This is a genomic window from Labrys sp. 22185, from assembly GCF_052045555.1.
In the GTDB taxonomy this organism is placed as follows: domain Bacteria; phylum Pseudomonadota; class Alphaproteobacteria; order Rhizobiales; family Labraceae; genus Labrys; species Labrys neptuniae.
On record NZ_JBQEPH010000008.1, the window covers coordinates 156,463 to 175,852 of the forward strand.

Consider the following 19,390-nt stretch of genomic DNA (forward strand, 5'->3'; position numbering starts at 1 on the left):
TTGACCCGGCCATCCAGAAGCCCCCGCGCTGCGGGGCCCAGGCCTGGATTGCCGGGTCAAGCCCGGCAATGACAAAGGTCATGCAAACTCCAGGGCGCTCGAGTGAACTGCATTGCGGCTGAAAGGCCCGTCTCAAGGAGCAATTTCGATGAGTGATACCACCAGCAATTTCGCTTCCGACACCGACATCCTCGCCAGTGCCCAGCAATGGCGCGAACAGGGCAAAGGGGTCGCCATCGCCACCGTAGTGGAGACCTGGGGCTCGGCGCCGCGCCCGACGGGCTCGAACCTGGTGATCGACGAGGACGGCAATTTTCTCGGCTCCGTTTCCGGCGGTTGCGTGGAAGGCGCCGTGGTCACCGAAGCACTCGATGTTATTCAAGAGGGTAAGCCGCGCCTGATCGAGTTCGGGGTCGCCGACGAGACCGCCTGGCGGGTCGGCCTGTCCTGCGGCGGCACCATCCGGGTCTATGTCGAAAAACTGGACTGAAGGCCGCTTTCCTTCGCAATATTTGTCGCAGGCTCCGCCATGAAACTTGCCACCCTCCAGGCCCTCAACCAGGCCAAAGCCACCCGCAAGGCCGTTCTTCTCGTCACCGATCTCGAGACCGGCGAGGAACGCCTGGTCGAGGAAAGCGCGATCCCGGCCGATCCGCTGGCCTCCGTGCTGTCGCAGCAATTGCGGCAGGGTCGCTCCGCCACGGTCGAGCAGGATGGCAGGCGCCATTTCATCACCGTCCACGTGCCGCCGGTACGCCTAGTGATGATCGGCGCCGTCCATATCAGCCAGGCGCTGGTCCCCCTGGCCCGCCTCGTCGGCCAGGATCCTGTTATCGTCGATCCGCGTACCGCCTTTGCCACGCCAGAGCGCTTTCCCGACGTCAAACTGTTCGCCGAATGGCCCGATGTCGCCTTGCCGCCCCTCGGCATCGACCGTTACACCGCCTTCGTCGCCCTCACCCACGACCCGAAGATCGATGATGGGGCGCTGATCCATGCGCTCGAACGCGAGTGCTTCTATGTGGGGGCGCTGGGCTCGCGCAGGACGCATGCGCGCCGCATCGAGCGGCTGTGCGAGGCCGGTGTCGGCGAGGCCGCGCTGGCGCGTATCCGGGCGCCCATCGGCCTCGACATCGGCGCTATCAGCCCGGCCGAGATCGCCGTCTCGATCATGGCAGAGATTACTGCCGCGCTTCGACTGGAGAGTGGCGAGAGGCAACCCAGGTCGCCTGTCCTGTCAAAACCCTGTTATAAGTGACTGTGTTTCCATGTTTTTCGGCGAGATTTCCATAGACCGGGCCCAGGGCGGCGTTGCTGTCCATTCGATCCGCAAGGGGGGGCTTGTCCTCAAGAAGGGCACGCATATCGGGCCAGCCGAAATCGAGGCGCTGCGCCGCGAAAGGGTCGAGTCCATCGTCATCGCCAGGCTCGATCCCGGCGATGTCGGCGAGGATATCGCCGCCGAGCACATTGCCACCAGATTGGGAGGTGAAGGCGTGCGCGTGGCCGAGCCCTTCACCGGCAGGGCCAATCTGTTCGCCGAGCAGGCCGGCGTGCTGGTGATCGACCGTGACGGCGTCGACCAGGTCAACGCCATCGACGAAAGCATCACCTTCGCGACCCTCCCTGCCTTCGATCCCGTCAAGGCCGGCGAAATGATCGCAACCGTCAAGATCATCCCCTTTGCAGTCGAGGCGCCGACCTTCGAGCGCGCGCTTGCGAGCCTGGGTGCCCCGATCATCCGGATCGCTCCCTTCCGCCCGCTCAAGGTAGCCGCCATCTCCACTTTGCTGCCGGGCCTGAAGGAAAGCGTGATCGCCCGCACCCTGCAGGTGCTGAAGGAACGCCTGGCGCCGGCCGAGGCCACACTCGTCCTCGACGAAAGGGTGCCGCATCAGGCCCCGGCGCTGGCGCTTGCCCTCGATCAAGCCAAGGCAGCTCAGGCCGACCTCACCATCATCTTCGGCGCTTCGGCCATTGCCGACAGGCGCGACGTCATCCCCGCAGCCATCGAAATATCGGGCGGCACGGTCGAACATTTCGGCATGCCGGTCGATCCAGGCAATCTCCTGCTGCTGGGGCGTTCCGGCGCCATGTCGGTGCTGGGCGCGCCAGGTTGCGCGCGCTCGCCCAAGGAGAACGGCTTCGACTGGATCCTGCACCGCCTGCTGGCCGGCCTGCCGGTCACCCGCGCCGATATCGTCGGTCTCGGCGTCGGCGGCCTGCTGATGGAGATCGTCAGCCGTCCCCAGCCGCGCGCAGCGGCCGGGAAGACGGGCGAGAGCCCTTCTCACGTCGCGGCCATCGTCCTGGCTGCCGGCCGCTCCACGCGCATGGGCGGGTCGAACAAGCTTCTGGAGGATTATGCCGGCAAGCCGCTGGTCCGTCATGCCGTGGAAGCGGCGCTTGCCAGCAAGGCGGGTTCGGTCACGGTGGTCACCGGCCATCAGCAGGCCGAGGTTCGCGATGCCCTGGCCGGACTGGCTGTCTCCTTCGTGCACAATCCGGACTTCGCCGAAGGCCTCTCCACTTCCGTGCGCGCCGGCATCGCGGCCCTGCCCGCCGAATGCGACGCTGCCCTGATCGCGCTGGGCGACATGCCGCTGGTGGATGCCGCCCTGCTCGATCGGCTGATATCGGCCTTCGAACCGGACAAAGGCGCCCTCATCGTGCTTCCCGTCACCGAGAGGCAGCGCGGCAATCCCGTGATCTGGGCACGGCGATTCTTCGACGAATTGCAGGCCATCGAGGGCGACGCCGGAGGCCGGCAGATCCTCAAGGCCAACGGCGATGCGGTGGTCGAGATTCCCGTCTCTTCGAGCGCCGCAAGCTTCGACGTGGACACGAGGGAGGCGCTCGCGCAATTGCGACAACTCCCGACCTGACATTTTGTTGCTCGCCCCGCCGCCGCAACATTCGCGCGCAAGGGGTGTGCGCAATTATTCAGCAATATTCTTTCCCCTGATGAAGGATAGTATGGCCATCGAAATTTTTGTGTGGATCTAGACGAAATCTAACAGCCGTTACACGTCTGCACGACTGGAGCCATTCAGCCGCTAAATCGTTTTTTGGGCGTTACTGGTGCAAAATTGACGCTTCTAACGCCAGCCGACGCTAAAAAATTCGTCGGGCTGCATAAATATTTCGTGATTTCCAGAAACTTCGCTTTCGAGACCATCGCGGTGATTGTCAGTTTGCAAAGCGCTTGCTATGACAGGAAATCGTCGAATGACTGCCTGTCTCTTAGGCAAAAATCCCGCCAAAGGGAGACCAGGAGAAGCAAGGACGGCGTCGACAGAGGGGAAAGTTTGTAGACGATGGCAGAGTTTTTACAGCAGCTCATCAACGGGCTGGCGGTAGGATCGCTATATGGTCTTATCGCCGTAGGTTACACGATGGTGTTCGGCATCATCGGCATGGTGAACTTCGCTCACGGCGATCTGTTCATGCTCTCCGCGATCATCGCATTCATCTGTTTCGTGATCCTGGTAACCTTGCTCGGACTTTCGTCGGTCATCGTGGCCTTGCTGGTGGTCATGGCAATCGGCATGGTCCTCACCAGTATCTGGAACTGGGCCATCGAGCGCATCGCCTACCGCCCGCTGCGTGGATCCTTCCGCCTCGCTCCGCTGATCTCCGCCATCGGCGTCTCCATGGCCCTGTCCAATTTCGTACAGGTCAGCCAGGGCGCCGAATCCAAGGCGATCCCCCACGCCGTGGACGCTGCCCTCAGCGCGAAATATCAGATCTGGTCGGAGGTCACCTCGGACGGACGTGCCATGGACGCCTCGCTCTCGCTCAAGGCCATCCTGATCTTCGTCACCACGGCGGTGCTGCTGGCAATCTTCTGGTACATCGTTTCCCGGACCTCGCTCGGCCGCGCCCAGCGCGCCTGCGAGCAAGACCGCAAGATGGCCGCCCTGCTAGGCGTCGATGTCGACCGCACCATCTCGATCACCTTCATCATGGGCGCCGCCCTCGCCGCCGTCGCCGGCCTGATGTTCCTGGTGCTGTACGGTTCCGTGAACTTCCGTGACGGCTTCGTGCCCGGGGTCAAGGCCTTCACCGCCGCGGTGCTGGGCGGCATCGGCTCCCTGCCCGGCGCCGTGCTGGGCGGCATGCTGATCGGCCTGATCGAAAAACTTTGGGAAGGATCCTTCGAGGGCGACGTAGCGGCCTATCGCGACGTCGCCGTGTTCTCGGTGCTCGCCATCACGCTGATCTTCATGCCGCAAGGCCTGCTGGGACGCCCCGAAGTGGAGAAGGTGTGATCATGGCCGAATCCGATACCACGCGCATTTCATCGGCCGAGCTGTTCAAAGATCTCATCTTCTGGGCAGCGGTCTCCACCTGCATGTTCCTGCCGGTGGTGGGGCTGACGACCTATTCGGACCAGGCGACCAACAGTTTCCGCCTGAATTTCCTCAACCCCGATTTCGGCTTCGGCAAACGCTTCGGCGGCCTGATCACCACTGCCGTGATCGTCGGCCTCATCCTGGCTGTCCGCCTCTTCGTGCTGCTGCGCCCGCAGCGCCCGGAACACAAGACCCCCTCCAAATTCGCCCAGACCATGTCGCGGATCGGCATGTCGCCCTGGGTGATGTGGTTCGGAGCCGGGCTTGCGATCGTCTTCCCCCTCGTCATGCTGGGTACCCTCGGCGACAAGGGCTCGCTGAAGTGGATCGACAGCTACGGCATCCAGATCATGATCTACATCATGCTGGGCTGGGGCCTGAACATCGTGGTCGGCATGGCCGGCCTGCTGGACCTGGGCTATGTCGCCTTCTACGCGGTCGGCGCCTATTCCTACGCGCTCCTGTCGGTCTATTACGGCATGACCTTCTGGGAATGCCTGCCGATCGCAGGGTTCCTCGCCGCGCTCTGGGGCATCATCCTCGGCTTTCCCGTGCTGCGCCTGCGCGGCGACTATCTCGCCCTCGTCACGCTGGCCTTCGGCGAGATCATCCGCAGCGTGCTGGTGAACTGGAAATCCTTCACCCACGGCAATGACGGCATCACCTCGATCAAGCCGCCCACCTTCTTCGGCATTCCCTTCACCGCCGGCCCCAACGGTTTTGCCAAGACCTTCGACCTCGCCTTCTCGCCGATCCACGGCAAGATCTTCTTCTATTATGTCATCCTCATTCTCGCAGTGATGACGGCCTACATCACCAGCCGCATGCGCAGGCTGCCGGTTGGCCGCGCCTGGGAAGCCTTGCGCGAGAACGAGATCGCCTGCCGCTCGCTCGGCATCAACACCACCACCACCAAGCTCGCAGCCTTCGCCAGCGGCGCCCTGTTCGGCGGTCTCGCCGGCGCCTTCTTCGCGGCCAAGCAGGGCTTCATCAATCCCGAGAGCTTCGTGTTCCAGGAATCGGTGATGGTGCTCGCCATCGTCGTGCTCGGCGGTTCGGGCAGCCTGCTCGGCGTGGTCGTGGCAGCGGTCCTGCTGGTCGGCGGTTCGGAGATCCTGCGTGAGCTCACCTTCATGAAGTGGATCTTCGGGCCCGACTTCGACCCGAGCCAGTATCGCCCCATGATCTTCGGCCTCGCCATGGTCTCGATGATGCTGTGGAAGCCGCGCGGTCTCATCTCCAACCGTGCTCCCACCGTCTATCTGAAGGAACGCAAGATCGTCTCTGGCGCCCTCGTACAGGAAGGTCACGGATGAGCGCGCCCGAGAACAACGACATGATCGATCCCGCCCTCGCCTCGCACGCCCATCCCGAACAGCACTGGCACAGCGACCCGATTCTCAAGGTCGAGAAGCTGACCATGCGGTTCGGAGGCCTCACCGCCGTAAATGCCGTCTCCTTCAATTGCGGCCGGGGCGACATTACTGCCCTGATCGGCCCCAATGGCGCCGGCAAGACCACGGTGTTCAACTGCATCACCGGCTTCTACAAGCCGACGGAAGGCCGGATCGGCCTGCGTCACGGTTCGGTGGCGGCCTGGGGCGAATTCGATGCCCTGACCGCCACCACCCAGCAAAAGCTCAGCCATGGCCAGGACACGCTCTATCTGCTCGAGCGCATGCCCGACTTCATGGTCTCCCGCCAGGCCAAGGTCGCCAGAACCTTCCAGAACATCCGCCTCTTCGCGGGCATGACGGTGCTGGAGAACCTGCTGGTCGCCCAGCATGTCCACCTGATGCGCGCGTCGGGCTTCTCCGTCTTCGGCATTCTCGGCCTGCCCACCTACAGCCATGCCGAGAAGGCTGCGATCGAGAAGGCGAAATACTGGCTCGACAAGACCGGCCTGATGGCCCGAGCCGACGATCCGGCCGGCAGCCTTCCCTATGGCGACCAGCGCCGCCTGGAGATCGCGCGCGCCATGTGCACCGAGCCGGTGCTGCTTTGCCTGGACGAACCGGCCGCCGGCCTCAATCCGAGGGAAAGCCTCGATCTCAACAAGCTGCTGCGCACGATCCGCAGCGATCACGACACCTCTCTTCTCCTGATCGAGCATGACATGTCCGTGGTCATGGAGATTTCGGACCATGTGGTGGTGCTCAATTACGGCACCAAGATCTCGGACGGCACACCCGAGCAGGTCCGCAACGACCCAGCCGTGATCGCCGCCTATCTCGGCACCGACGAGGAAACGGAGAGTTGAGCATGTCCTCGCCCCTGCTGGCCGTCCGCGGCGTACACACCTATTACGGACAGGTCCACGCTCTCAAAGGTGTCGACGTCGACATCAACCAGGGCGAGATCGTCACCATCATCGGCGCCAACGGCGCCGGTAAGTCGACCTTGATGATGACGGTCTTCGGTTCGCCCAAATGCCGTGTCGGTTCGATTTCGTTCGACGGGCAAGACATCACCCACATGCCGATGCACCTGATCGCCCGGCTGCGTATCGCCCAATCCCCCGAGGGACGGCGGATCTTCCAGCGCATGACGGTCTACGAGAACCTGCAGATGGGAGCCGAGATCGACGGCAATGCCCATTTCGCCGACGATCTCGAGCGCATGTACACGCTCTTCCCGCGTCTGAAGGAACGCGCCAGCCAGCGCGGCGGTACGCTTTCGGGCGGCGAACAGCAGATGCTGGCAATTGCCCGCGCCCTGATGAGCCGGCCGCGCCTTTTGATGCTGGACGAGCCCTCGCTCGGCCTGGCACCGCTGATCGTCAAGCAGATCTTCGACGCGGTGCGGGTGCTCAACGAGACGGAGAAGCTGACCGTCTTCCTCGTCGAGCAAAATGCCTTTCATGCCCTGCGCCTGGCGCATCGAGGTTATGTCATGGTCAACGGCCAGATCACCATGTCCGGCACCGGCAAGGAACTGCTCGCCCGGCCCGAGGTGCGCGCAGCCTATCTGGAAGGGGGTCATTGAGATGGAAACCTACCTCTACGAGGACAGTCCCTTCGTCTTCGTGCTGGTCACGCTGCTGATGGGTGGCTGGGCCGCCTGGATGACCGGCAAGGCCAGCGCCTCGACCTGGAGCCGCTACCCGATCCTGTTCTTCTATCTGGTGCTGCTGACCATGGGCGTGCGCTTCCTTCACCAGGCGCCGTTCGGGGGCAACATGTTCTCGCCCTATTATTTCGTGGTCGACCTCGTCATCATTCAGCTCATCGGTCTGTTGTCCTATCGCGTCCGGCTCGCCAAGCAGATGGTCGGCAAATATGGCTGGATGTTCCAGCGATCGGGTGCGCTTGGCTGGAGTGCACGATCGAGCGCAGAATGACCGAATACAAGCAACAAGGAAATCGGATGAGCTGTACGCGCAACTTGGGCTGACGGCCTCGTTCACGTCCTGACTATCCGCAGACCGGAGCCGCAAGCTCCACCAATCCACTGGGAGAACGACATGAAAAAAGTCTGGTTGACAGGCGCAGCGCTGGCGGCAGGCCTGCTGCTCAGCACGTCCGCCTTCGCGCAGATCAAGATCGGCATCGGCGCACCGATCACCGGTCCGAGTGCAGCCTCCGGAGCCCAGATCAAGCAGGGCGCGGAACTCGCCATCAAGAACATCAACGCCGCCGGCGGCGTGCTCGGCCAGAAGCTGGAATCGACCGTCGGCGACGATCAGTCCGATCCCAAGCAGGGCGTTTCGGTCGCCAACAAGTTCGTCGGCGACGGCGTGACCTGGGTGGTGGGACACTACAACTCCGGCGTGACCATCCCCGCTTCCGAGGTCTATGGCGACAATGGCATCGTCGCCATCACCCCGGCCGCCACTAACGAGAAGGTGACCGACCGCAAGCTCTGGGGCATGTTCCGCACCTGCGGCCGTGACGACCAGCAGGCCAAGGTCTGGGTGGATTACGTCAAGGCCACCTATCCCGGCAAGAAGGTCGCCATCGTCCATGACAAGACCACCTATGGCCAGGGCCTGGGCGAAAATGCCAAGAAGCTGATGGCTGCCGACGGCATGAAGGAAGTCCTGTTCGAAGGTGTGAACACCGGCGAGAAGGACTACTCGGCCATCGTCACCAAGCTCAAGGCGGTTGGCGCCGACGTGCTGATCTATGGCGGCCTCTACACCGAAGCAGCCCTGATCCTCAAGCAGCTGCGTGACCAGGGCATGCAGACCGTGATGGTCTCCGGCGACGGCCTGGTCTCCTCTGAATTCGCCACCATCGGCGGCGATGCCGTGATCGGCACCCAGATGTCCTTCGCGCCCAAGGCCGAGGATGATCCGTCCAACGCCGCCATCGTCAAGCAGTTCAAGGACAGCGGCTTCACGCCGGAAGGCTATACGCTGAAGGCCTATGCTGCCGTGCAGGTCCTGGCCCAGGCCGCGGAAGAAGCCAAATCGGCCGATCCGCAGAAGATGGCCGAGGTGATGCATTCGGGCAAGGCCTTCAAGACGGTGATCGGCGACGTCTCCTATGACGACAAGGGCGACATGAAGCAGATCGACTACGTCATCTTCTCTTGGAAGAAGGGTCCCGACGGCAAGATCGACTTCTTCCAGAACAAGTGACCTGCCTTCATTCTTCGTAATATCTCAATCGCCCCGGTTCGCTGGGGCGATTTCTTTGGAGGCCTCCTATTCGCGGCTCGGATCGGGCCGCGACATGGGACATGACGCAGGGGGAGATGGCCAGGCTGCCCTCCCCTTTGCGAATTCGCCTGAATTTCCGTGACAAGCCGCTGGAAATTTAGACAATGGCGTCATCGGGCGCAGCCGAACCGGTCCAGAAAAGAACGGTCTGCGCCCAGTACAACAGGGAAGAACCCCATGAACAAACTTTCATTGGCCGGCGCTGTACTCGCAGCGGGCCTCGCCTTGGGCAGCAGCGCGCAGGCGCAGATCAAGCTCGGCGTCGGTGGCCCGATGACCGGCCCCGCTGCTTCCTACGGCCTGCAGGCCAAGGCAGGCGCCGATATGGCGGTGAAGGACATCAACGCCAAGGGCGGCGTGCTCGGCCAGAAGATCGAGATCAGCGTCGGTGACGACCAGGCCGATCCCAAGCAGAGCGTCTCGGTCGCCAACAAATTCGTGGGCGACGGGATAACCTGGGTTGTCGGCCACGTCACCTCCGGCGGTGCCATCGCCGCCTCGGATGTCTATGCCGACAACAACATCATCAACATCACTCCCTCTGCCTCCAGCGAGAAGCTGACCGATCGCGGGCTGTGGAACACCTTCCGGACCTGCGGCCGCGACGACCAGCAGTCCAAGGTATGGGCGGACTATGTCCTGGCGCATTTCAAGGACAAGAAGATCGCCATCGCGCACGACAAGCAGACCTATGGCGAAGGCCTGGCCAAGGGCGCGAAGAAATACCTCAACGATGCCGGCGTGAAGGAAGTCCTCTATGAAGGCGTGAACGCCGGCGAAAAGGACTATTCCGGTCTCGTTACCAAGCTGAAGTCCAGCGGCGCCGACGTGCTGCTGTGGGGCGGCTACTACACCGAGGGCGCGCTGATCCTCAAGCAGCTGCGCGACCAGGGCGGCAAGACCATCATGATGGGCGCCGATGGCCTCAACTCACCGGAATTCGCCACCATCGGCGGTGACGCCGTGGTCGGCACGCTGATGACCTTCGCGCCGAAGATCGAGGATTATCCGGCGAATGCCGACCTGGCGAAGCGCTTCCGCGAGGGCGGCACCGATCCGGCCGGCTTCACCCTGCTGGCCTATGCCGGCGTGCAGGTGTTGGCGCAGGCGGCCGAAGAGGCCAAGTCCGCCGATCCGCAGAAGATCGCCGAGGTCATGCATTCGGGCAAGAAGTTCCAGACGGTGATCGGCGAGATCTCCTACGACAAGAAGGGCGATCTGGCTCAGCCGGCCTACGCCATCTACACCTGGAAGAAGGCTGCGGACGGCAAGATCGCCGCGGAGCAGAACCCCTCCTGAGGCGCCTCGCCTCCTATCGTAATGACGACCATGACCCGCTCCGGTTCACCGGGGCGGGTTTTTATCTGGGCCGGACAGACAGCAACAGCCCCTTTGCACTCGCAAAAATGGGGAAGCACGGAGTGTCAATCTCCACAGCTCCATCATTTTGACGGAGCGAGATTGACATCTTTTTCCGACAGACGATCCTCTACGAGAGTGTCAATCAGGAGATTGACACTCCAAAAGCGAACCGATCCCTCGATATCAGCCGAGCTTGCTGAGGATCGGAAAGGTGTTCTGTAGCCAGATGGCGAAATCGGCCATGCCGCCCGTCAGGAAGGCAATGCCGGCCACCACCAGCAGCCCGCCCATCGCCTTCTCCACCGTGCCGAGATGAGCCCGGAAGCTCCGCAGGAAGCGCATGAAGGGGTTCATGGCAAAGGCGGCCACCACAAAGGGCAGCCCCAGGCCGAGCGTGTAGATGGCGAGCAGGGTCACCCCCTGGCTGACGCTGCCGTCCTTGCCGGCCACGGCGATCACCGTGCCGAGCACCGGACCGATGCACGGGGTCCAGCCAAAGGCAAAGGCGAGGCCCATCACGAAAGCGCCCCAGGGGCCGGAGCCGGTGCCGGCCTGCAGGCGGGCCTGGCGATAGAGCAGCGAAATGCGGAAGACGCCGAGGAAATGCAGGCCCATGGCGATGATGACGATGCCCGCCAGCAGGTAGAACGGGTCGATCGAATTGGCCCAGGAAGCGGGAAGAATACCCTTTTCGGCCAGGCTGCTGAGGCCACTGGCCATCGCCCGGCGCAGGACGAGCAGATAGGAGGCGCCAGCGCCGAGCGAGATGAAGATGGTGGCAAGGCCGGCGACGAAACACAGGGCCGAGATCACCGCACGACGGCGGACACCCTTATCGATGGTCTGCCCTGTCATCTCATCCAGTGTGGAGCCGGCCAGGAAAGTCAGGTAGGGCGGCACCAGCGGCAGCACGCAGGGAGAGAGGAAGGAGAACAGGCCGGCCACGAACACGGCAGGCAGGGTAATATCGGCCATGGACCCATCCAGAACAGGCATTCACGCGTCAACACCACCTTCCGGCGGCGAAGCCCCTGCTCTAGCGCGCCCACGCCTTTTGCCCAAGCCCGTTTCGTCAAACTCCCTGTCTCGTGATCGGAAGTGATGTCGCAGGGCCTCGTTACCTGAGCCTGCGGACTCGGGCTAAGAAGCGCATGGACCTGGGCGTCGAGCGAGCGTTTCTTCCGGGCACACGGGCACATCTTACCCGTTCTTGGAAACACCGTGTTCGCGAGCGAGGAAAACGGGCAGGATGCCCGTGCGCCCGGAGTTCGCGCTTCACCCCAAGCGGTTGTCTCGCCCTACGGCGGGTGCGAAGCTGCCGACGAACGGAGGCTGATTCATGCGCAATCTCATCACGGATGTCGCCGGCGTGCTGGTCGGCAATGCCGAAGACGCCGCGATTGCCTCCGGCACGACGGCGGTGGTGTTCGAGGAGCCGGCGGTCGCCGCCGTCGATGTGCGTGGCGGCGCACCGGGAACGAGGGAAACCGATCTGCTCGCCCTGGAGCGGACGGTCGAGCGGATCGACGCCATCGCCCTGTCGGGCGGTTCGGCTTTCGGCCTGGAAGCCGGTGCCGGCATCGGAGCCCTTTTGGCGGAGCAGGGTCGTGGTTTCCAGGTCGGCGCCGTCAGGGTTCCGATCGTGCCAGGCGCCATCCTGTTCGACCTTCTCAATGGCGGCGACAAGAAATGGGGACGCTTTCCGCCCTATCGCGAACTCGGCTTCACTGCGGCCGAGGCGGCGGGCGACACCTTCGCCCTGGGATCGTCGGGCGCCGGATTGGGCGCTACCACAGCCGGCCTGAAGGGTGGTCTCGGCTCCGCCTCGGTGCGCTGCGGGCGCCATGTGGTCGGGGCGCTGGTCGCGGTCAATGCGCTCGGCAGCGTCACCATCGGTGACGGCGCCCATTTCTGGGCGGCGCCCTATGAGCAGGCCGGGGAATTCGGTAGCCTCGGCCTGCCGACACCCTGGCCCGACGACGCGCTGGCGCTGCGCCACAAGGCCATGCAGGCAGGCAACACCACGATCGCCGTGGTGGCAACGGATGCCGTGCTCACCAAGGCCCAGACCAAGCATTTTGCCGTGATGGCGCAGGATGGCCTTGTCCGCGCCATCCACCCGATCCACACCCCGCTCGACGGCGACACCGTGTTTGCCGCCGCCACGGGGCGCGTGGCGCTGGCCGAACCGATCGGCGACCTGATCGCCCTGGGCACGGCGGCGGCGCATGCCCTGGCGAGGGCCTGTGCCCGTGCCGTCTACGAGGCGAAAGCCCTGCCCTTCCCCGGAGCCTTGCCCAGCTGGCGGGATCGTTTCGGAGGGCGATGACGGACCGACATCGGGAGGAAGTCGATTGCCTGGGACCGCAGGCGTCCCGCCTGCTCTTGAAAGCGACGCCTTTGCAGGAAGGAAGATGCAGGCGAGACGCCTGCGGTCCCAGAAGGATGCTCCCTCAACGATTGCAATGGACGGCCGGCTCTGGCAGGTACTGCCCGTTCACCGCGACCGTCACAGCCCAGGATCCGCCATGTCCCGCCCGATCATCATCGCCCCCTCCATTCTCTCCGCGGATTTCGCGGCGCTCGGCGCAGAAGTGCGGGCGATCGAGGAAGCCGGTGCGGATTGGGTGCATTACGATGTGATGGACGGCCATTTCGTGCCCAACCTCACCATCGGCGCGGGTGTAGCCGCTGCCCTGCGGCCGCATGTCCGCACCAAGCTCGATGCCCATCTGATGATCTCGCCGGCCGATCCCTATCTCGACGATTTCGCCAGGGCCGGTTGCGACACCATCACCGTTCATGCCGAAGCAGGCCCGCATCTGCATCGCTCGCTGCAGCACATCAGGAAGCTCGGCAAGCGCGCCGGCGTGGCGATCAATCCGGGCACCTCGCCCGAAGTGGTCGACTATGTGCTCGATCTCGCCGGTCTCATCCTGGTGATGACGGTCAATCCCGGTTTCGGCGGCCAGGCTTTCATTCCCGAGACCCTGTCGAAGATCGCCGCCGTCCGGGCTCGGGTGGGCAAGCGCGACATCGATATCGAGGTCGATGGCGGCATTACGCCCGAAACCGCGCCGCTGGTGGTGCGGGCTGGCGCCAATGCTCTCGTCGCCGGTTCCTATGTGTTCAAGGGCGGACCGGCTGCCTATGCCGCCAACATTGCCGCCATCCGCGAGGCCGCGACGGCGGCTCTTTGATATCGTCGCCTTCCACCCGCAGATTTGCGTTTCACTTTCCCGGCACCCGCGCCTAAAAGGGGCGCGAAAGGACTTTCTCCATGATCCCACGCTATAGCCGCCCGCAAATGGTCTCCATCTGGGCGGAGCAGTCCCGTTTCCGCATCTGGTTCGAGATCGAGGCCCATGCCACCGACAAGCTGGCCGAGCTCGGCGTCGTGCCCAAGGAGGCGGCTGCCAAGGTCTGGGAGAAGGCCAGGGACGCCACCTTCGACGTGGCGCGGATCGACGAGATCGAGCGGGAGGTCAAGCACGACGTCATCGCCTTCCTCACCCATCTGGGCGAGATCGTCGGCCCCGAGGCCCGCTTCCTGCATCAGGGCATGACGTCCTCCGACGTGCTCGACACCTGCCTGGCCGTGCAGCTGTCGCGGGCCGCCGATCTGCTGATCGCCGATATCGACGAGGTGCTCGCCGCCCTGCGCAAGCGCGCCATCGAGCATAAATATACACCCACCATCGGACGCAGCCATGGCATCCATGCCGAGCCGGTCACCTTCGGCCTCAAGCTTGCCCAGGCCTATGCCGAATTCTCGCGCAACCGCGAGCGCCTCGTCGCCGCGCGCAAGGAGATCGCCACCTGCGCGATTTCGGGCGCCGTGGGCACCTTCGCCAATATCGATCCGGCCGTCGAAGCCTATGTCGCCGAAAAGATGGGCCTTGCCGTCGAGCCGGTCTCGACCCAGGTGATCCCGCGCGACCGCCACGCCATGTTCTTCGCGACGCTCGGCGTGGTTGCCTCCTCGATCGAGCGCCTCGCCACCGAGATCCGCCATCTGCAGCGGACCGAAGTGCTGGAAGCCGAGGAGTTCTTCTCGGCCGGCCAGAAGGGCTCGTCGGCCATGCCGCACAAGCGCAACCCCGTGCTGACCGAAAATCTCACCGGCCTAGCCCGCATCGTGCGTTCGGCGGTGACGCCGGCACTGGAGAACGTTGCACTCTGGCATGAGCGCGACATCTCTCATTCTTCGGTCGAGCGCATGATCGGTCCCGATGCCACCGTGACCCTGGACTTCGCGCTGGCGCGCCTCGCCGGCGTGATCGACAAGTTGGTGATCTATCCCGAAAACATGCGCCGCAATCTCGATCGCCTCGGCGGCCTGCACAATTCGCAGCGCGTGCTGCTGGCCCTCACCCAGGCCGGCGCTAGCCGCGAGGATTCCTACCGCCTGGTCCAGCGCAACGCCATGAAGGTCTGGCGAGGCGAAGGCGATTTCCTCGCCTTCCTCAAGGCGGACCCGGAAGTCTCGGCCAAACTGTCGGATGCGGCGCTCGAGGCGATGTTCGACGAGGGCTATCACTTCAAGCATGTCGACACGATCTTCGACCGCGTCCTCGGCCCGGGAACCTGAACCGGGGGCGGACGTTCGCCCTGTAGTTGTGGACGAGCGGTGCCGCGGGAGCATCCCGGTTTTCGGCCCGCCGTCTCGCTCCTAGAATAGACACATGGTCTTGAGTCGAGACGGGCTCGATCCCAGTGGCCGAAGTGCCTGTTAACCGAGCAGGAGAAACATCGACGTGCGCATTTCCGATGCCGACATTCTGATCGTGCCGGGCCTCGGCAATTCCGGGCCGGATCACTGGCAGTCGCGCTGGCAAGCCAAGCTCTCGACGGCCCGTCGCGTCGAACAGGACGATTGGGATCATCCCGAGCGCGAGGCCTGGGTGAACAGACTGGTCGAGACGGTGCAGAGTTCGAGTCGTCCGGCCATCATCATCGCCCATTCGATCGGCGTGATCACCACCGTCTTTGCGGCCGAGCGTCTGAAAGGGCATGTCATCGGCGCGATGCTGGTGGCGCCTTCCGATTGGGACAAGCCGGACCTGTTGCCGGGCTACGATCTCGACTTCAACCCGATCCCGATGACGGCCCTGCCCTTCCCGTCTCTCCTGGTGGCGAGCCGGAACGATCCCTATTGCGAGATCAACCGCGCCACCGCCTTTGCCGAGGCCTGGAACAGCGAATTCGTCGATGCGGGCGAAGCCGGCCATATCAATGTGGAGTCAGGGCACGGCCCCTGGCCGGAAGGCCTGCTGCGCCTCGCCTCCTTCCTCTCCAAGCTCAAGCACGAAAGCCAGTAGCGCCGACGTCTCGTCCGCTTTTGGAAGCGCTGCGCACACGAGCAGAAAGAGGCGGACGAGACGTCCACGCACCCGGAATCAGCAGCGGCTGACTCAATAATTCGGGCCGGCCGGGCCCGCATGGCCGCGAGCGGCCTTCAAGGCGGCCTGGGCGCCGGCGGTCAGGAATGCCCAGTCCGAGCCGATGCCCATGATATCGAAGCCGAGTTCGGCGTTGCGGGCTGCCGCCTCGCCATTGCCGCAATAGATCGCCGTCAGCTTGTTGCGTGCCTTGGCGGCGGCGAGAACCCGATTGATCACCTCCACCGATTCCGGCAGCTGATGATCGAGCCTGGCACCGTTGCTCAGGCTGATCGACAGGTCGCTCGGCCCGACGAAGACGCCATCGAGGCCCGGCACGTCGAGAATGTCCTCGAGCGCATCGGCTGCCTGTCGCGTTTCGATCATGGCCAGCGCGATCAGCTGGTCGTTCGCGGCGCCGCGATATGCCTCGGTCTCGGCACCGAACAGGGAAATGGCGCGGGTGCCGCCCCAGCTTCTTCCGCCGACCGGTGGGTATTTCAGCGTGTCGACGAGACGGCGGGCATCTGCCACCGAATTGATCATCGGCAGGATGGCGAACTCCGCGCCGACGTCATAGAGCCGCGCGGCATCGCCGAAACCGTCGAGGCCGACCCGCACGCCCGTCGGTGTGCCGGCCAGATGCGCTGCGCTGATGGCATCGCGCGCTTCGCCGAAGGAAGCCTCGCCATGCTGCAGATCGACGATGACGGCATCGAAGCCGGCGCGACCGAGCGCCTCGGCCATGCGCGGATAGGCTGCCCCCATCCAGGCCGCAAAGATTTTTTCGCCTTTGGCCAGGCGCGAGCGCAGCGTGGGGGCGGTCATGGCACTTCCGATCACATTGCTGCGATGCCCCGCACGGACGGGGCATCGTGAGAGATGGATTGAGCGAGGGTGGTCAAATGCCCTCTTTCAAACGCCGGGCATCAAACGCCGTTCTGGATTTCCTGGACGGCGCGGCCGAGCAATTCGGTCATGACCTGGCGGACCTGCGGCTCGCTCATGCTCAGATTGGCTTCGGCGAAATCGCTGAGAACCTTGCGCACCACGTCGTGGTCACCGGCTTCCTCGAAGTCCGACAGGACGACAGATTTGGCATAGGCGTTGGCTTCGTCACCCGAAAGGCCGAGCTTTTCGGCAGCCCACAGGCCGAGGAGCTTGTTCCGGCGAGCGGTCGCCTTGAAGCGCAGATCCTCGTCATGGGCGAATTTGCTTTCGAAAGCCTCTTCCCGCTTGTCGAAGGTGGTCATCCGTTAAATCCTGTTCAGCTACCGGTTTTCCTTGAAGGACCGGCCATGCCTGTTGCATATAGGCGCGCAATCCCCAAATCAAATTAATGCGCCGTAACGCCCTCTCCTCCGCTGGATGCCGGGCGTGTTGAAACTACACTCATGCCGGGCACTAGCAAATGTGCTTTGGCTTGATTCGTGAAGCTTGGTTCCGATCGGGTGCGCCGCCTGCACGAAGTTGTGCGCGGAGGCATGATCGGGTAAGTTGGCCCTGTCTCCGGTTTGCTCCCGCAAATCGAATCGCCAATTGCGCCGGCCACGGATCGCATTTCCAGGAGCCCAGGCCCTTTGACGGATTTTCTCAAACCACGGTACATCCCGATGAACCGCCGCCGCCGCATTTACGAAGGCAAGGCGAAGGTCCTCTATGAGGGTCCCGAGCCCGGCACGCTGATCCAGCACTTCAAAGACGACGCCACCGCATTCAATGCCAAGAAGCACGAGGTCATCGACGGCAAGGGCGTCCTCAACAACCGCATTTCCGAATATCTGTTCCAGAACCTCAACGATATCGGTGTGCCCACCCATTTCATCCGCCGCCTCAACATGCGTGAGCAGTTGATCCGCGAGGTGGAGATCATTCCGCTCGAGATCGTGGTCCGCAACGTCGCCGCCGGTTCCATCGCCACGCGCCTGGGCATCGAGGAAGGCACGCAGCTTCCCCGTTCGATCGTTGAGTTCTACTACAAGAACGATGCGCTCAATGACCCGATGGTATCGGAAGAGCACATCACCGCTTTCGGCTGGGCCAGCCCGCCCGAACTCGACGACATCATGGCGCTCGCCATCCGTGTCAACGACTTCCTGTCCGGCCTGTTCCTGGGCGTCGGCATCCGCCTGGTCGATTTCAAGATCGAATGCGGTCGCCTGTGGGAGAACGACATCATGCGTATCGTCCTGGCGGACGAGATCTCGCCGGACTCCTGCCGCCTGTGGGACATCAAGTCGAACGACAAGCTCGACAAGGATCGTTTCCGCCGCGACATGGGCGGGCTCGTCGAGGCCTATACCGAAGTCGCCCGCCGTCTCGGCATCATGAACGAGATGGACAATGTCGTCGTCAAGGGGCCCAAGCTGGTTCAGTGAGCGCGTTCAGTGTAACATTGCGTAAGGGGCTCGCGCGTCACGGCGTTCGAGCCCTTTTTGCTGGCGTGGGCCTCGTCGCCCTCGCGGGCTGCAGCCTGTTCGACATGTGGACTGGCGATCCAGCCGTGTCGCTGCCCGATTCCGGTTCCTGGGTGGTGCTGCCAATGCGGGCCTTCGTCTCGCGCGAGAATATCCGTGTCGACGGGCTGCAACTCTGCACCAAGATGCGCTGTGGCTATGACGCGGCCATCGAGCGCTTCACCGTGACCGGCCCCGGCGCCCTGGCGATCGAGCGCTCCCTGGCTGAGCCCAAGCGGCTTGCCGCCTTGCTGGCCAAGTCCGATCCCAAGTCCAAAATGCCGCCGCCCACGGTGAGCGTCGACAGTTTCGGCTCCGGCGGCTGGCAAGGAATTCAGCTCGCGATGACGGGCGGCAAGAAAGCCCATCACATCAACGCCTACGCCGTCGGCCAGCGCAAGGCGGATGAGACCAGCTTCATCGTCGTCATTGCCGGCGAACCGCGCATCGCCAGAAAGCTCATCGACGAGGCGACCCAATAGCGCCCGAAGCACCAAGCCGAAAAGAGAATGTAGCTTTTCGGCGGGATGCGCGACGGTGACCAACGGTATCGGATATCACCCTCGGACATCACCTATGGATGACAAGAAACTCAGCAAATTCATGAGCCTCGTACTCCGCCATGCCCCCGAGACGGCTGGGCTGGTGCTCGACGCGCAGGGTTGGGTCGAGATCGACGATCTCGCCAGAGCCGCGGCCGAACAAATGAGCGCGGGCCGGCAGGATATCGAACGGGTCGTCAGGGAGAGCGACAAACAGCGCTTCATCATCGCCGGCACGCGCATTCGCGCCAATCAGGGCCACAGCGTCGCAGTCGACCTCGGTCTCCCCGCCACCATGCCGCCTGCCGAGTTGTGGCACGGCACCGCAGCCTCCAACCAGGCCGGCATTTTTTCTTCCGGCCTCCAAAAGCGCGCGCGCCAGCACGTGCATCTCTCCGATGATCCCGATACCGCCCGAAAGGTCGCCATGCGGCGCGCCGGCCCCTGGCTCATCCTGCAGGTCGATGCCGCGGCGATGCAGGCGGCAGGGCTGCCATTCTACCGCAGCGATAACGGCGTCTGGCTGACCGAGGCCGTGCCGTCTCGCTTCCTCAGCGTGTTCGAGACATTTTCCCGGCCCGCTCGGCAAGGCAATGATTGAACCATCGGCCGGACTGCTTTAAGCGCAAGC

The 19,390-nt window shown here is 63.6% G+C and carries 19 protein-coding genes and 1 pseudogene; 17 read left to right on the plus strand and 3 right to left on the minus strand.

Annotated features, from left to right (window positions below):
• Nucleotides 1-148: 148 nt before the first annotated feature.
• The 10 genes and pseudogenes from ACTJKX_RS17590 (at nucleotide 149) to ACTJKX_RS17635 (ending at nucleotide 10,317) form a co-directional block, all read left to right on the plus strand.
• Entirely contained in the window at nucleotides 149-490 is a 342-nt protein-coding gene (locus ACTJKX_RS17590) for an XdhC family protein (RefSeq protein ID WP_068299280.1), read from the plus strand.
• Nucleotides 491-529: 39 nt separating this feature from the next.
• Entirely contained in the window at nucleotides 530-1,258 is a 729-nt protein-coding gene (locus ACTJKX_RS17595; protein ID WP_311938805.1) for an XdhC family protein, read from the plus strand.
• Nucleotides 1,259-1,268: 10 nt separating this feature from the next.
• Nucleotides 1,269-2,885: an NTP transferase domain-containing protein gene (locus ACTJKX_RS17600; RefSeq protein ID WP_440726020.1), complete on the plus strand. Its 1,617-nt coding sequence runs from the start codon at nucleotides 1,269-1,271 to the stop codon at nucleotides 2,883-2,885.
• Nucleotides 2,886-3,317: 432 nt separating this feature from the next.
• Nucleotides 3,318-4,271: a branched-chain amino acid ABC transporter permease gene (locus ACTJKX_RS17605; RefSeq protein ID WP_394309538.1), complete on the plus strand. Its 954-nt coding sequence runs from the start codon at nucleotides 3,318-3,320 to the stop codon at nucleotides 4,269-4,271.
• A 203-nt stretch (nucleotides 4,272-4,474) separates the two neighbouring features.
• Nucleotides 4,475-5,671, plus strand: a pseudogene (gene livM / locus ACTJKX_RS17610) (high-affinity branched-chain amino acid ABC transporter permease LivM); the annotation flags it as partial.
• Between the two features lie 20 nt (nucleotides 5,672-5,691).
• On the plus strand, nucleotides 5,692-6,615 hold the full coding sequence (locus ACTJKX_RS17615) for an ABC transporter ATP-binding protein (RefSeq protein WP_367626720.1): 924 nt from the start codon (nucleotides 5,692-5,694) through the stop codon (nucleotides 6,613-6,615).
• 2 nt (nucleotides 6,616-6,617) lie between these two features.
• Nucleotides 6,618-7,340 (plus strand): ABC transporter ATP-binding protein, encoded by a 723-nt coding sequence (locus ACTJKX_RS17620; RefSeq protein WP_311938799.1) that lies wholly within the window; start codon nucleotides 6,618-6,620, stop codon nucleotides 7,338-7,340.
• A gap of 1 nt (nucleotide 7,341) precedes the next feature.
• Nucleotides 7,342-7,695, plus strand: coding sequence for a DUF6867 family protein (locus ACTJKX_RS17625; RefSeq protein WP_311938797.1), 354 nt, complete (start codon nucleotides 7,342-7,344; stop codon nucleotides 7,693-7,695).
• Between the two features lie 123 nt (nucleotides 7,696-7,818).
• On the plus strand, nucleotides 7,819-8,937 hold the full coding sequence (locus tag ACTJKX_RS17630) for a branched-chain amino acid ABC transporter substrate-binding protein (RefSeq protein ID WP_068299299.1): 1,119 nt from the start codon (nucleotides 7,819-7,821) through the stop codon (nucleotides 8,935-8,937).
• A 258-nt stretch (nucleotides 8,938-9,195) separates the two neighbouring features.
• On the plus strand, nucleotides 9,196-10,317 hold the full coding sequence (locus ACTJKX_RS17635; RefSeq protein ID WP_440726021.1) for a branched-chain amino acid ABC transporter substrate-binding protein: 1,122 nt from the start codon (nucleotides 9,196-9,198) through the stop codon (nucleotides 10,315-10,317).
• Nucleotides 10,318-10,563: 246 nt separating this feature from the next.
• Here ACTJKX_RS17635 and ACTJKX_RS17640 read toward each other — a convergent pair whose 3' ends face one another.
• Nucleotides 10,564-11,355: a cytochrome c biogenesis CcdA family protein gene (locus tag ACTJKX_RS17640; RefSeq protein WP_311938792.1), complete on the minus strand. Its 792-nt coding sequence runs from the start codon at nucleotides 11,353-11,355 to the stop codon at nucleotides 10,564-10,566.
• Nucleotides 11,356-11,719: 364 nt separating this feature from the next.
• Here ACTJKX_RS17640 and ACTJKX_RS17645 point away from each other — a divergent pair, with 364 nt between their 5' ends.
• The 4 genes from ACTJKX_RS17645 to ACTJKX_RS17660 all read left to right on the plus strand — a co-directional run bounded on the left by ACTJKX_RS17645 (nucleotide 11,720) and on the right by ACTJKX_RS17660 (nucleotide 15,701).
• On the plus strand, nucleotides 11,720-12,709 hold the full coding sequence (locus ACTJKX_RS17645; RefSeq protein WP_440726022.1) for a P1 family peptidase: 990 nt from the start codon (nucleotides 11,720-11,722) through the stop codon (nucleotides 12,707-12,709).
• Nucleotides 12,710-12,908: 199 nt separating this feature from the next.
• On the plus strand, nucleotides 12,909-13,580 hold the full coding sequence (rpe, locus tag ACTJKX_RS17650) for a ribulose-phosphate 3-epimerase (RefSeq protein WP_440726023.1): 672 nt from the start codon (nucleotides 12,909-12,911) through the stop codon (nucleotides 13,578-13,580).
• Nucleotides 13,581-13,660: 80 nt separating this feature from the next.
• On the plus strand, nucleotides 13,661-14,971 hold the full coding sequence (purB, locus tag ACTJKX_RS17655) for an adenylosuccinate lyase (RefSeq protein WP_311938787.1): 1,311 nt from the start codon (nucleotides 13,661-13,663) through the stop codon (nucleotides 14,969-14,971).
• 166 nt (nucleotides 14,972-15,137) lie between these two features.
• Nucleotides 15,138-15,701, plus strand: a complete 564-nt coding sequence (locus ACTJKX_RS17660) for an RBBP9/YdeN family alpha/beta hydrolase (RefSeq protein ID WP_394309550.1) — start codon at nucleotides 15,138-15,140, stop codon at nucleotides 15,699-15,701.
• Nucleotides 15,702-15,794: 93 nt separating this feature from the next.
• On the opposite strand, the gene ACTJKX_RS17665 is transcribed toward ACTJKX_RS17660, so the two are convergent.
• Nucleotides 15,795-16,589 (minus strand): HpcH/HpaI aldolase family protein, encoded by a 795-nt coding sequence (locus ACTJKX_RS17665; protein WP_440726024.1) that lies wholly within the window; start codon nucleotides 16,587-16,589, stop codon nucleotides 15,795-15,797.
• A gap of 101 nt (nucleotides 16,590-16,690) precedes the next feature.
• On the minus strand, nucleotides 16,691-17,014 hold the full coding sequence (locus ACTJKX_RS17670; protein WP_311938783.1) for a DUF1476 domain-containing protein: 324 nt from the start codon (nucleotides 17,012-17,014) through the stop codon (nucleotides 16,691-16,693).
• A gap of 360 nt (nucleotides 17,015-17,374) precedes the next feature.
• On the opposite strand from ACTJKX_RS17670, the gene purC reads away from it, so the two are divergent.
• From purC to ACTJKX_RS17685, 3 genes are all read left to right on the plus strand, one after another.
• Nucleotides 17,375-18,139, plus strand: coding sequence for a phosphoribosylaminoimidazolesuccinocarboxamide synthase (gene purC / locus ACTJKX_RS17675; RefSeq protein WP_068294993.1), 765 nt, complete (start codon nucleotides 17,375-17,377; stop codon nucleotides 18,137-18,139).
• Nucleotides 18,136-18,699 carry a hypothetical protein gene (locus ACTJKX_RS17680; protein WP_440726025.1) on the plus strand — a complete coding sequence of 188 codons (564 nt, stop codon included), beginning with the start codon at nucleotides 18,136-18,138 and terminating at the stop codon, nucleotides 18,697-18,699. The genes purC and ACTJKX_RS17680 overlap by 4 nt, the downstream gene beginning before the upstream one ends.
• 94 nt (nucleotides 18,700-18,793) lie before the next feature.
• Complete coding sequence (locus tag ACTJKX_RS17685) at nucleotides 18,794-19,360, plus strand: RNA 2'-phosphotransferase (protein ID WP_440726026.1); 567 nt, start codon at nucleotides 18,794-18,796, stop codon at nucleotides 19,358-19,360.
• Nucleotides 19,361-19,390 lie beyond the last annotated feature (30 nt).